We start from the raw sequence: 13,222 nt of genomic DNA, 5'->3' as shown, positions 1-13,222 counted from the left end.
ATGTCCGACGCGGTGCAGACGGGGATGCTGGGCGCCGGCGCCCAGCATCCCCCCACCCCGGAGCCGGCGACCCCCGTGCTGGTGCTCGACGATCTCGTCGTCGAGCACCGCAACCGGAGCACCGGCGAGGTGTTCCGGGCCGTGGACCACGTGTCCCTGAGCATCGAGGCCGGCGCGAGTGTCGCCGTGGTCGGCGAGTCCGGCTCCGGCAAGACGACGCTCGCGATGGCCGCGACCGGCCTGGGCACATGGGGTCACGGCAACATCCGGCTGCTCGGGCACTCGCTGTCCACGATCGGTCGTCGAGAGCTGCGCCGGCTGCGGCCCGAGGTGCAGGTGGTCTTCCAGGACCCGCACGGCTCCCTCGACCCGCGCCAGTCGGTTCGCTCCGGGCTGCGGGAGCTGCGTACGCTGCAACCCCGGCGGACCGCCTGGATCGGGGATGCCGAGTTGCTCGACCGGGTCCGGCTCGGCCCGGAGATCCTCGACCGTTACCCGCACCAGCTCTCTGGTGGCCAGGCACAGCGGGTCTGTATCGCCCGTGCGCTCCTCATGCGCCCCCGTCTCATCGTGGCCGACGAGCCCACCTCCGGCCTCGACGTGTCCGTCCAGGCCGACGTGCTGACCCTGCTCAGGCAGATCCGGACGGGCAGCGGCGCCGCGCTGCTGATGATCAGTCACGACCTGGCCGTGGTGCGCTCGCTCTGCGACGAGGTGCACGTCATGTACCGCGGTCAGGTGGTCGAGGCGGGCCCCTGCGAGCAGGTTTTCGTGGCCCCCGTCCACGAGTACACCCGCGAGCTGCTCGCCGCCGTGCCCGGTGCGCGATGGAGGTCCCGCCGATGAAGGCCAGTGCCCTACGCCGTGCCGGCGGCCGACTCGCGTCGCTGTTCGCGTCGTTGCTCATCGCGCTGAGCCTGGCGTTCGTGCTGGGCCGGCTCTCCGGCGACCCGACCACGACCATCCTCGGGCCGATGGCACCGCCCGAACAGCGCGAGGCGCTGCGCCACGAACTCGGGCTCGACCTGCCCCTGGCCGTGCAGTACCTCGACTACCTCAAGGGAGTCCTCACCGGCGACCTCGGCCAGTCACTGCAGTTCTACCAGTCGAACACCTCGATGATCGCCGACCGGCTGCCCTACACGCTGCAACTGGTCGCCGCCGGCATGAGCCTCGCCCTGCTCGTCGGCATCCCGCTCGGTGTGCTCGCGGCCACCCGGGAGGGCACCTGGTGGGACCGCTGCGCCTCCACCCTCGCCCTGCTCGGGCAGTCCGTACCCGTCTTCTGGTTCGGCATGATGCTCGTGGTGCTGTTCGCGGTGAATCTCGGCTGGCTACCCGCCGGGCAGTCCGGCACACCCAGACACCTCGTGCTGCCCGCGCTGACCATGTCGGTCTATCCGATGGCGCACATCGCCCGGCTCACCCGGGCCTCGATGAGCGAGGCGCTGACCGAGCCCTACATCGACGCCGCTCGGGCCCGGGGCCTCGCCGGGTGGCGGATCATCTGGCGGCACGCGTTCAAGAACGCGATGATGCCGATCCTGACCATCGTCGTGTTGCAGACCGGCATCCTGCTCTCCGGCGCGGTCGCCGTCGAGTACGTGTACTCCTGGCCCGGTCTCGGGCAGCTCGCGTTGCAGGCCATCCAGTTCCGCGACTTCCCGCTGGTGCAGGCGATCGTCGTCTTCGGCGCGCTGGTCTTCGTGTTGCTGAACCTGCTCGTCGACATCATCCACTCGATCGTCGACCCGAGGGTGCGGTGAGGGCCGTGAGTCAACTCCACCTCGATCCGGCGCGGTCGCGGCGAGCCGGCCGGCGCCCGCGTACCTCGGTGTTCTGGCTGTCCCTGCCGCTGGCGGTCGCCGCCGGGCTGGTGTTCCTGCTGCCGCTGACCGGGCTGCTGCCCGACACCGGGCAGAACCTGGACGCCACCCGCCAACCGCCGGGCTTTCTCGACGGCGGCAGCTGGGCACATCCGCTCGGCACCGACAAGCTCGGCCAGGACGTGCTCACCCAGTTCGTCTCCACCGGCCGGCTGACCATCGTGATCGGCCTGGCCGGCGCGCTCGTCGCGATCGTGCCCGGCACCCTGCTCGGCGTGCTGGCCGGCTACTTCCGGGGCTGGGTCGACCGGGTCGTCTCGATTCTCATCAACGCCCAGCTGGCCCTGCCGTTCATCCTGGTCGCGCTCGCCATCATCGCGAACCGGGGCAGCTCGCTGCCGGTGCTGTTCCTGGTGCTCGCGCTCACCGGCTGGGCCGTCTGCGCCCGGGTCACCCGCGCGGCGACCCTGGCCGTGCGGGAACGCCAGTTCGTGCTCGGGCTGCGTGCCGCAGGCGCTTCCGAGACCCGCATCGTGCTGCGGCACATCCTGCCCAACCTCGCCGGCACCATCGTCGCGCTCGGCACCCTACAGGTCGGTACCGCGATCCTGGTGGAGAGCGCGCTGAGCTTTCTCGGCCTGGGCGTGGCGCCGCCGAGGGCCAGCTGGGGCTCGATGCTGGCCTCGGGGCAGGACGAGCTGAGCCAGGCCTGGTGGATCGCGTTCTTTCCCGGCCTGGCCATCACCCTGCTGGTGCTCCTGGTGAACCTGCTCGGCGACGCGCTGCTGACCCACCACGATCCGCGGAAGAGGCGTCGATGAGCGAGCTGCTGACCATCTCCGGCCTGTCCGTCACGGCTCGGCTCGCCGCAGACGACCTGCGCCTGCTCGACGACGTCGACCTCGAACTGCGCGCGGGTCAGATCATCGCGGTGGTCGGCGAGTCGGGCAGCGGCAAGACCACCCTGGCCCGCGCCGTCATGGGGCTGCTGGAACGCAACGTCCGAGTCGACCGGGGCTCCGTCACGCTGGCCGGGCAGGTGATCGTGGCACCCGGCCTGGACCGTACCGATCGGATCCGCGGCAGCGCGGCGGGCATGGTGTTCCAGGACGCGTCGCGGTCCCTCAACCCGCTGATGAAGGTACGCAGCCAGCTCGCCGAGGTGCTGCGCCGCCACGTCCGGGACATCACCCGCGCCGAGGTCGAACGGCGTTCGGTGGAGGTGCTGGCGCAGATGCGGATCACCGATCCCGCCCGGGTTCTGGACAGCTACCCCCACCAGCTCTCCGGCGGCCTGCGGCAGCGGGCCGCCATCGGGCTGGCCGTGGTCACCCGCCCCGCGCTGGTGATCGCCGACGAGTGCACCACCGCGCTCGACGTCACCACGCAGACGAAGGTCGTCGAGCTGTTCCGCACCCTGGTCGACGAACTCGGCATCGGCCTGCTGTTCGTCACCCACGACCTGATGCTCGCCAGCGACCTGTGCGACCGGATCGCGGTGATGAGCGGTGGGCAGATCGTCGAGGAGGACACCGTGGGGCGGGTGCTGGAGCAGCCGCAGCAGGAGTACACGCGGCGACTGCTCGCCGCCATCCCCTCGTGGAGCTGAAGGAGAACCCGCGACATATGCCTGATCAGCCCGGCCTCGACGCCTATGCAGCCTACCTACCGGCGTACGTCCTGGACGACAACCGACTGGACGCGACCGGGCCGATCCCACCGGGCGGCCCGGTCCGCAGTGTCGCCGCGTACGACGAGGACAGCATCACCATGGCCGTCGAGGCGTTACGGCACATCGCTGCCGACGCCCCGGCGGGCCGGCATCTCTTCCTGGCCACCACCAGCGCGCCGTACGAGGCGAAGACCTCGGCCGGCGTGGTGCACGAGGCCGTCGGGCTGGACTCCGGGATCGGCGCGGCCGACCTGCGTGGCTACCGCTGCGGCGCGACCGCCCTCGACACCGCCGCGCGTACCGGCGCGGTGGTGGCCCTGGCCGACCTGCGCACCACCCGGCCCGGCGCCCCCGACGAGCTGGCGCAGGGCGATGCCGCCGCGGCGTTCGTCGGGGGCGGCACCCGCGCGGCCGTGTTGCTCGCCCGCGCTGGCCGCACCATCGAGGTGCTGGAACGGTGGCGGCTACCGGGGGAACGGCACGACCGGGTCTGGGACGAGCGGTTCACCGCCGAGGTCCTGGTCGAGGCCGGTATGGAGATGGCCCGCCGGGCCCTGTCCGAGGCGGGTCTGGACGCGGTCGACCAGGTGGTCGTGTCGTCGTCGAACACGCGGGCCGCCGTGGTGCTGCGCCGGGCGCTGGGCGGCGCGGGGCAGGACGCGCGGATCGAACGGGTCACCGGTTTCACCGGTGCCGCCCATCCGGGGCTGCTCTTGGCCGCCGCGCTCGACGAGGCGCGGCCCGGTCAGACGATCCTGCTGCTGTCGGCCACCGAGGGGGCTGACGCGTTCGTGCTGCGAGTCGGCGACGGGGTGCGCTCGGCGCGGGGCGGCCCCTCGGTGCGCGCCCAACTCGCCGCCCGGCAGCCCGTCGGCTACCTCCGCTATCTGCGCTGGCGTGGGCTGCTGGACGTGCAGGGCCCGGCCCGGCCGAGCGCACCGGCGCCGGCTTCCCCGCCGATGTACCGCCGCGCCGGCTGGAAGTACCGGCTGGAGGGCAGCCGGTGCGGCGGGTGCGGGGCGGTCACCACGCCGCCCGCCCGGGTCTGCGCCGCCTGCGGCCTCGTCGGCGACGGCGACGCGAAGGTCTCGTTGCGCGACCGCACCGCCCGGGTCGTGTCGATGACCCGGGATCGGCTGACCACCATGCCCGAGCCGGAGGTGGCGATCGTCGTCGCCGACGTCGACGGCGGTGGCCGGCTCAGCGCGTACGCCACCGATGTCGCGCCCGCCGACGTGGTCGTCGGGATGCCGATGACCGCGACCTTCCGGCGGCTGTGGACCACCGACTCGATCCACAACTACTTCTGGAAGCTCCGCCCTGGGAAGGACATCACCGATGGGCAGTAGGCGCCTGGCCCACGACGTCGCGATCGTCGCGATGGGCTGCACACCGTTCCGGGACCACTGGCATTCCTCCGCCGACGACCTGCTGGTGGCCGCCGTGCGGGAGTGCGTGGGCTCCCTGCCGACCGTGACCCTGGACGACGTCGACGCGTTCTGGGTGGGCACCCAGGCTTCGGGCATGTCCGGGCAGACCCTGGCCCGGCCGCTGCGGCTGGTCGGCAAGCCCGTCACCCGGGTGGAGAACTACTGCGCCACCGGCTCGGAGGCGTTCCGCAACGCCGCGTTCGCGGTCGCCTCCGGCGCGTACGACATGGTCATGGCCACCGGTGTCGAGAAGCTGAAGGACTCCTCGTTCGCCGGGTTGTCCGCGGTCTTCCCGCCGGCCGACGGCACCGACGTCGACTGGACCGCACCGGCCGGCTTCTCCCTGCTCGCCCCCGCCTACCAGCGGGCCTACGGGGTGGACGACCGGGGCATGCGTCGCGCGTTGACGAAGGTCGCGACGAAGAACCACGCGAACGGCGCGTTGAACGAGCGGGCTCAGTTCCGAAAGGCGGTCACCGCCGAGGCCGTCGAGAACTCGCCGCGCGTCGCCGGGGCGCTCGGCGTGCTGGACTGCTCGGGCGTCTCCGACGGCGCGGCGGCGGCTGTCCTGGTCCGCGCCGAGGACGCCCACCGGTACACCGACCGGCCGGTGTTCCTGCGCGGCATGGGTTTCGTCGCCGGATCCGGAGCCGGGCTGGCCACCGACGGCTACGACTTCACCACGTTTCCGGAGGTCGTCGAGGCGGCCCGGCAGGCATACGCACAGGCCGGCGTCACCGACCCGGCGACCGAGATATCCCTGGCCGAGGTACACGACTGTTTCACACCGACCGAGGTGGTGCTGATGGAAGACCTGGGGTTCTCCGCGCGGGGCAGGGCCTGGCGCGACATCCTCGACGGCCGGTACGACCTGGGCGGGGCCTTGCCGGTCAACACCGACGGCGGGCTCAAGTCGTTCGGCCATCCGATCGGCGCGACCGGGCTGCGGATGATGTTCGAGTGCTTCACCCAACTGCGCGGCGACGCCGGTGACCGGCAGGTGCCCGACGCCAAGCTGGCGGTCGCGCAGAACCTCGGCGGCCAGCCGGGTTCGTGTGTCGCGTTCGTGGCGGTTCTGGGGGATGAGCGATGAGCGAGCGTTGCGAGCGAATCATCGGGTTTAGCGCGGTGGTGCCTGATGGCGGCACGGAACGAAGCGGAGTGCCGGCATGAGCGAGCGGGTCAGCCTGGACGGCCGGGTGGTCATCGTCACCGGCGCCGGCAACGGCATCGGCCGGGCGCATGCCCGCATGCTGGCCGACCGTGGTGCGCGGGTGGTGGTCAACGATGTCGGCGGCACGGTCGACGGCACCGGTTCCTCGGGCGCGGCGCAGCGGGTGGTCGACGAGATCCGTGCGGCCGGCGGCACGGCCACCGCATCGATCGATTCGGTGGCCACCGCCGAGGGCGGCGCGGGTCTGGTCCGGCACGCCATCGACGAGTACGGCCGGCTGGACGCGGTCATCCACAACGCCGGCATCCTGCGCGACCGCACCCTGGCCAAGATGGGCGACGAGGACGTCACGGCCGTGCTCGACGTGCACCTCGCCGGTGCCTTCCACGCGCTGCGCCCGGCCTGGCCGCACCTGGTCGAGCGGGGATCCGGCCGGATCGTGCTGACCAGCTCGTCGTCCGGGCTGTTCGGCAACTTCGGCCAGGCCAACTACGGCGCGGCCAAGACCGGCCTGATCGGCCTGATGAACGTTCTCGCCCTGGAGGGGGCGCGCCACGGCATCCTGGTCAACGCGATAGCGCCCACCGCCGCGACCCGGATGACCGAGAATCTGCTCGGCGAGCTGACCGGGCGGTTCGACCCGCGGCACGTCGCGGCGGTGGCGACGTTCCTCGCCTCGGAGCAGTGCCGGATCAACAGACACATCCTCACCGTCGGCGGCGGCCGGGTCGGGCGGATCTTCCTGGGCGTCACGCCCGGCTGGTACGGCGGAGTCGAACCGGCCAGCCCCGACGACATCTGCGAATCGATCGACGAGATCTGCCGGCTCGACGACTTCATCGTCCCCGACAGCGGCGCGGACGAGGTCACCCTGATCCAACGGGTGCTCTCCGGATCGACCAGTCCGTCCGCCTGAGGGCGCGGACCGCACAGAAAGCGAGTCATGATGCCGGTCAGCGAGGTGCACCACGTGGCGATGACGGTCTCGGACCTGGACCGGGCCGCCGACTTCTACGAGCAGGCGCTGGGCTACCGCCGGACGCTGCGTACCGACGTGGGTGGGCCGGGGATCGAGGTGTCGTTGGGCCTGCCCGCCGGCACCGCCGGCCGGGTCCAGTACCTCCAGGGCCCCAGCCAGGTCGGCCAGCTCGAACTCATCGAGTGGAACGGCGACCCGGTGCGCACCGCCACCGGCGGGCATCGGGAACTGGGCACCTTCCTGCTCAGCTTCGCGGTGCCGCTGGAGGAGATGGACGAGTTGCACGACCGGCTGGTCACGTTGGGCGCGCAGTGCCTGACGCCACCGAACCGGGTGCTGCTGGACAACTACGGATACATCACCGCGTTCGCGGCCCGGGATCTCGACGGCAACCTGCTGGAGTTCGTCTCGTTGCCGTCGCGGGAGGAGATCCTGGCCCGGCGGAGGGGAAGTGCCCACTGATGGCCGCCAGTAACTTCACCGAGACGCTACGCCGGCAGGCGTCGCGCCGCGCCGGCCGGGAGGCGCTTGTCGACGGTACGGCCCGCTGGACGTACGCCGAACTCGACGCCGACGTGGACCGGTATGCCGCGGCGCTGCTCGCCGTGGGCATCGGCGACGGGCACCTGGTCGGCGTGCTGGGGCGCAACAGCGCCACCTACGTGCTGGAACTGCTGGCACTCAGTCGTGTCGGCGCGGTCTCGGTGCCGCTCAACTGGCGACTGCACCCCACCGAACAGGCGTACGTCATCGAGCAGGCCGGGATCACCGCTCTGCTGTACGACGACGACTTCGCCGACGACGCGGCCCGGCTGGCCGACGCCACCGGCCTACGGACCCTGGTGGCCAACGGCGTTCGGGTCGTCGGCGTCGCCGCGCGGCTGACCGACCTGCTCGACGGGCAACCGCCGGGCGTGCGGATACCGGACGCGCCGAAGGCACCCGACGACCTCCACCGGCTGCTCTACACCTCGGGCACCACGGCACGCCCCAAGGGCGTGATCCACACCTGCGGGAACCTCACCGCCAACCACCTCGCCCAGGTGCTCGAACTGGAGCTCACCCCATCCGACCGGATCCTGGTCTCCGCACCGCTGTTCCACGTCAGCGGCCTGGAGGCTCCGGGGCTGGCCATCTTCGTGGCGGGCGCGACGATGGTGCTGACGCCGACGTTCAAGGCGGCCGACATCGCCCGGGTGGCCACCGAGGAACGCGTCACCGGCATGGTGCTCGCGGCGCAGATCCTCTTCGGCCTGCTCGACCTGGAGGACCCACCGGACCTGCGGTCGCTGCGGTACCTCCTCTTCGCCGGGGTCGCACCCAGCGTGCGGCAGGAGGTGAAGCGACGTCTGCCGCACGTCCGTCTCGTCGACACGTTCGGCATGACCGAACTGTGCAACGGCGTCTGCTACCTCGACGCCGACCACGAGCAGAGCAAGCTGGGCGCGCTCGGCGCGCCGTTTCCCGGCGTGCACATCCGGATCGTCGACGAGGAGTTCCAACCGGTGCCGCCCGGTGTGCCGGGCGAGATCATCGTGCGGGGCGAGAAGGTCTCGCCCGGCTACTGGAACGACGACGAGGCCAACGCGCGTACCCGCCGCGACGGTTGGTTCCTCACCGGCGACGTCGGGCGCCTCGACGCCGACGGCTACCTGTGGTTCGTCGACCGACGCACCGATCTGATCAAGTCCGGTGGCGAGAATATCGCCAGCGCCGAGATCGAACGGGTGCTCGCGCGGCATCCCGACGTCGCCGAGGTCGCCGTCGTCGGCGTGCCGGATCCGACCTGGGACGAGGTTCCGAAGGCGTACGTCATCCTGCGTCCCGGCGCGGCGGCCACCGACGAGGATCTGCGCGAACACTGCCGGACCGAGCTGGCCCGGTACAAGGTGCCGAAGTACGTGCAGCTGGTCACGGAACTGCCGCGCAACGACTCCGGCAAGGTGCTGAAGAAGCACCTGCGTGAGCTGGCGGCGACCGAATGACCGCGAACATCGCGGCGATGCTGGCCGGTAACGCGTTGCGTTTCGGCGACGCGGACGCGTTGGTGTTCGAGGGCCGGCGCTGGTCCCACCGGCAGCTTGACCAGGACGTCAACGCCCTGGCCGCCGGCCTGCTCGACGAGGGTCTACGTCGCGACGACCGGGTGGCGATCGTGGCGAACAACGTGCCGGAGTTCCTACTGCTGTCGTTGGCGCTGGCCAGGATCGGCGCGGTTTTCGTGCCGTTGAACTACCGGCTCGCCCCGCCGGAACTGCGCCGGCTGCTCCGCCATGCCCGGGTCCGGGCGGTGGCGACCGTGCCGGAGTTCGCCGGGCTCACCGACCTGGCGACCGGCGGTCTGCCGCAGGTCCGCCGGTTCGCCCTGGAACCGATCGGCGACGGCTGGGTCGACCTGCGTGAGCTGACCGCGGCCCGGCGGGGCACGCGGGTGCCCGACGTCGAACTCGACGACACGGCCCTGCAACGCATCGTCTACACCTCGGGCACCACCAGCCTGCCCAAGGGGGTGCTGCTCACCCACGGCAACGTGAACATGAACATGCACGCCCAGATCGTCGAACTCGGCTTGCGCCCGACCGACCGGATCCTGAACTTCGCGCCGCTCTACCACGTCGGCGGGACCGACCTGCCCGGCTACGCCATCTGGCATGTCGGCGGATGCATGGTGTTGCAGCGGCGCTTCGAGCCGCCGGCCGTGCTGCGGGCGATCGAGACCGAACGCGTGACCGGGATGGTGATGGCGGCGACGATGCTGGACATGGTCCGCCGGGAGACGGCCGCGCCGGCCGACCTGTCCTCGGTGCGCTGGGTGATCTACTCGCAGGTGACCTCGGCGTTGTTCGCCGTGGCGCGGGGGCTGTTCCCGAACGCCCGGCTGATCGAGGGCTACGGTCTGACCGAGACGTGCAGCGCGCTCACCTATCTCGACGCCGCCCACGCGCAGTCCAAGCAGGGCTCGGTCGGGCTGCCGGTGCCCTGGGTCCGGGTGCGGGTGGTCGACGCCGACGGCGAGGACGTGCCGGTGGGGGAGAACGGCGAGGTGATCGCGCGTGGACCCAAGGTCAGTCCCGGCTACCTCGATGATCCGGAAGCGACCCGGGCGGCGTTCCGCGACGGTTGGTTCCACACCGGTGACGTGGGTTGTTTCGACGCGGACGGCTACCTCTACATCCGGGACCGGCTCAAGGACATGATCCGTAGCGGCGGGGAGAACATGTCCAGCGCCGAGATCGAGAACGTGCTCGCCGACCACCCGCTGGTGTTGGCCGCCTCGGTGGTGGCGGCGCCCCATCCGGTGTGGCTGGAAGTGCCGGTGGCGTTCGTGGTCGGCCGGCCCGGCCTGGACGCCGAGTCGCTCGTCGCGCATGCCCGGCAGCGGCTCGGCCGGTTCAAGGTGCCGAAGGAGGTCTACCTGGTGCCGGAGCTGCCGACCAACCCGTCGGGGAAGGTGCTCAAGCGCCGCCTGCGGGAGGTGCGGCCCACGTTGCGGCCGGACTGGACGTACGACGGCCAGCAGCGGGGCTGAGCAGCGGCCCGGTGTCGACGGTGCGCAGCAGGGCGAGGGCGTGCATGAGATGGAACCGCTGGGTGCCCCGGCCCAGCTCGGCCCAGGGCTTCTTCCAGGTCATCCGTTGGGCCAACGTCCAGGCCCCGTCGCCGTCCCGGACCAGGTCCCGGACGGCCTCGACCTCGCCGCGGTGCAACGCGGTCAGCTCGTCGACGCGGGCGGCGACGTCGCGGTAGGGAAACTGGTGGGCGGGGCAGGCGATGCCGGCGTCCAGCGCCCGGATGCGCGCCAGGCTCCGGAACAGGTCGGCGGCGGGGTCGTCGTCGGGCCGGCTGACGATGGCGAGCTGGGTGGGGCCCTCGGCCATCATCGTGTCGCCGGTGAAGACCAGGCCACGGGTATCGAAGTAGACCGTGTGGCCGTACGTGTGTCCGGGGGTGGGCACGGCGAGCAGGGTCACGTCGCCGAAGCGGAATGTGGTCTCGCCGGCCGGCGCGTGGTCCAGGCGCAGGCTCTCGTCGTGCACCGCGACCTCGACGGCGTCGGCGTACATCGCGTCGACGACCTCTGGTGGTGCGCCGGTGAGTTCGAGCGCGGCGCGCAGCTGCTGGAGGAAGCCGCCCCGGCGCTGGCGCATGGTGGCGAAGTCGTCGGCCCGACCCATGACGACCTGGGCGCCGGAGACCGTACGCAGGTGGTCGGCGAAGCCGACGTGGTCGGGGTGGTTGTGGGTCAGGAGGACGGCGGTGATCGCGTCGACCCGGCGACCGATGGAGCCGACGCATCGCTGGAACGACTGCCAGCAGCTCGGGTGGTCGTAGCCGGCGTCGATGAGGACGAGGCCGTCGGCGGTGTCGATGAGGAAGACGGTGACGTACCGCAGGGCGCTGCCGTGCAGCGGCACCGGGATGGCCCAGACGCCGTCGACGACCTCGGTGGGGGCCGGTACCTGCCGGGCGCGGTAGCTGGCGGCGTGGAGCTCGCTTACGGGTATGGACATCGTCGGTCGGCTCCCTTACGGTGGAAAATCAACATACCGGATGGTCGGAATCTAGCTCAAGGAGTCCGATGAGCGAGGAACGGACCGGGTTTCGGCTGTGGGCCGCCGCGGAGCCGGACCTGTGCGCGATTGTGACCCCCGACGACGGGCGGATCTCCTACGCCGAGCTGTCCGCCGAGGTGAACCGGCTCTCGCACGGCCTGCGCACCCGGGCAGGACTCGATGTCGGCGACACGGTGGCGGCGGTGATGACCAACAGTGCCGGCCTGGTCGCGCTCTACCTCGCGGCGATGCAGTCCGGGCTGTACCTGGTGACCCTCAACTACCACCTCACGGAACACGAGATCGGCTACATCCTGGCCGACAGCGGCGCCAAGGCGGTGATCGGCTCCGGGCGGGTCGAGCCGGCCGTGGTCGCCGCGGCCGGGGCGGTGCCCGGCATCCAGGTCTACGTCGACGGCGTACCCACCACCGGCGCTGCCCGGCCGCTGTCGGCGCTGACCGGGGGCATGCCCGACGAGAGCCCGCGGGAGACGCCGGCCGGCTCGCTGATGATGTACACCTCGGGCACCACCGGTCGACCCAAGGGAGTCAAGCGGCCGTTGAGCGGCATCGACGCCGACGCCGGCGCGCTGACCTACGTCTGGTTGTTCGAGGAGTTCGGGATGGCGCGCTCGGCGTTCGGGTCCTGGCTCGTCTCCGCCCCGATGTACCACTCCGCCAACATCACCCCGGCGATGGGCGCGCTGCACGCCGGCGGCACGATGGTGCTGATGGACGGCTGGACGCCGGAGGGCTTCCTGCGTCGGGTCCAGGACCAGCGCGTCACCGGCACGAGCATGGTGCCCACGCACTTCTACCGGCTGCTGCAACTACCCCGGGAGGTACGCGACAGCTACGACCTCTCGTCGCTGCGCTACGTGCTGCACGGCGCCGCGCCCTGTCCCCGGGACGTCAAGCAGCGGATCCTCGACTGGTTCGGCCCGGTGGTCTACGAGTACTACGGCTCCACCGAGGTCGGCACCACCATCGCCCGGCCTCACGAGTGGCTCGCCCATCCCGGCACGGTCGGCCGACCGGCCTCGATCTCCACCCTGCGCATCCTCGACGAGCAGGGCAACGAGGTGCCGGTGGGGCAGACCGGCATCGTGTACATGCGGCAGGGCAACGACCGGGTCGAGTATCACAACGACCCGACCAAGACCGAGGACGCACGCCGCGACGGTCTGCTGACCGTCTGGGACGTCGGCCATGTCGACGCCGACGGCTTCCTCTACATCACCGGCCGGGCGTCCGAGTTGATCCTGGTCGGCGGGGTCAACGTCTATCCGGCCGAGATCGAGGCGGCGCTGCTGGGCCACGAGTGGGTCGCGGACGTCGGTGTCATCGGCGTGCCCGACTCCGAGTTCGGCGAGGTGCCGCAGGCGCACGTCGTGCTGCGCGACGACGCGCCCGACCCCGAGACGGCGGTGGCCGGAATCCGCCGCTATCTCGCCGGCCGGCTGGCCAAGCCGAAGTGCCCGGTGACCTACCTGGTCCGCGACGAACTGCCCCGGGATCCCAACGGCAAGCTCTACAAGGCGCGGCTGCGCCAGTCCACGCAGGTGTCCGCGTGACCGGCCGGTCCCGA

At 71.4% G+C, this 13,222-nt stretch carries 12 protein-coding genes; 11 read left to right on the top strand and 1 reads right to left on the bottom strand.

Annotated features, from left to right (window positions below; genetic code table 11):
* The 10 genes from ACQPYA_RS18875 (at window position 1) to ACQPYA_RS18830 (ending at window position 10,610) form a co-directional block, all read left to right on the top strand.
* Window positions 1–846 (top strand): ABC transporter ATP-binding protein, encoded by an 846-nt coding sequence (locus ACQPYA_RS18875; RefSeq protein WP_433528411.1) that lies wholly within the window; start codon window positions 1–3, stop codon window positions 844–846.
* The gene (locus ACQPYA_RS18870; RefSeq protein WP_433528410.1) at window positions 843–1,766 is read left to right on the top strand and encodes an ABC transporter permease; all 924 of its coding nucleotides are present in this window, start codon (window positions 843–845) and stop codon (window positions 1,764–1,766) included. Before ACQPYA_RS18875 ends, ACQPYA_RS18870 begins: the two co-directional genes overlap by 4 nt.
* 5 nt (window positions 1,767–1,771) lie before the next feature.
* On the top strand, window positions 1,772–2,647 hold the full coding sequence (locus ACQPYA_RS18865) for an ABC transporter permease (protein ID WP_433528409.1): 876 nt from the start codon (window positions 1,772–1,774) through the stop codon (window positions 2,645–2,647).
* Window positions 2,644–3,435 carry an ABC transporter ATP-binding protein gene (locus ACQPYA_RS18860; RefSeq protein ID WP_433528408.1) on the top strand — a complete coding sequence of 264 codons (792 nt, stop codon included), beginning with the start codon at window positions 2,644–2,646 and terminating at the stop codon, window positions 3,433–3,435. Before ACQPYA_RS18865 ends, ACQPYA_RS18860 begins: the two co-directional genes overlap by 4 nt.
* A gap of 17 nt (window positions 3,436–3,452) precedes the next feature.
* A complete protein-coding gene (locus tag ACQPYA_RS18855; protein WP_433528407.1) occupies window positions 3,453–4,847 on the top strand; it encodes a zinc ribbon domain-containing protein in 1,395 nt (464 codons plus the stop codon).
* Entirely contained in the window at window positions 4,837–6,021 is a 1,185-nt protein-coding gene (locus ACQPYA_RS18850; RefSeq protein WP_433528406.1) for an acetyl-CoA acetyltransferase, read from the top strand. The genes ACQPYA_RS18855 and ACQPYA_RS18850 overlap by 11 nt, the downstream gene beginning before the upstream one ends.
* Before the next feature lie 76 nt (window positions 6,022–6,097).
* Window positions 6,098–7,018 carry an SDR family NAD(P)-dependent oxidoreductase gene (locus ACQPYA_RS18845; protein ID WP_433528405.1) on the top strand — a complete coding sequence of 307 codons (921 nt, stop codon included), beginning with the start codon at window positions 6,098–6,100 and terminating at the stop codon, window positions 7,016–7,018.
* A 27-nt stretch (window positions 7,019–7,045) separates the two neighbouring features.
* Complete coding sequence (locus tag ACQPYA_RS18840) at window positions 7,046–7,543, top strand: VOC family protein (protein ID WP_433528404.1); 498 nt, start codon at window positions 7,046–7,048, stop codon at window positions 7,541–7,543.
* Complete coding sequence (locus ACQPYA_RS18835; protein ID WP_433528403.1) at window positions 7,543–9,066, top strand: class I adenylate-forming enzyme family protein; 1,524 nt, start codon at window positions 7,543–7,545, stop codon at window positions 9,064–9,066. The genes ACQPYA_RS18840 and ACQPYA_RS18835 overlap by 1 nt, the downstream gene beginning before the upstream one ends.
* Window positions 9,063–10,610, top strand: coding sequence for a class I adenylate-forming enzyme family protein (locus ACQPYA_RS18830; protein ID WP_433528402.1), 1,548 nt, complete (start codon window positions 9,063–9,065; stop codon window positions 10,608–10,610). Before ACQPYA_RS18835 ends, ACQPYA_RS18830 begins: the two co-directional genes overlap by 4 nt.
* On the opposite strand, the gene ACQPYA_RS18825 is transcribed toward ACQPYA_RS18830, so the two are convergent.
* Window positions 10,537–11,592, bottom strand: a complete 1,056-nt coding sequence (locus tag ACQPYA_RS18825) for an MBL fold metallo-hydrolase (protein WP_433528401.1) — start codon at window positions 11,590–11,592, stop codon at window positions 10,537–10,539. The genes ACQPYA_RS18830 and ACQPYA_RS18825 overlap by 74 nt on opposite strands.
* Window positions 11,593–11,660: 68 nt before the next feature.
* Between ACQPYA_RS18825 and ACQPYA_RS18820 the strand changes: the two genes are divergently transcribed.
* Window positions 11,661–13,208: an AMP-binding protein gene (locus ACQPYA_RS18820; RefSeq protein ID WP_433528400.1), complete on the top strand. Its 1,548-nt coding sequence runs from the start codon at window positions 11,661–11,663 to the stop codon at window positions 13,206–13,208.
* Window positions 13,209–13,222 lie beyond the last annotated feature (14 nt).

The organism is Micromonospora sp. CA-263727, assembly GCF_050942455.1.
Taxonomy (GTDB): Bacteria; Actinomycetota; Actinomycetes; order Mycobacteriales; family Micromonosporaceae; genus Micromonospora.
The sequence above is the reverse complement of the archived record's forward strand: the minus strand, read 5'-3'. Positions and strand labels throughout refer to the sequence as shown.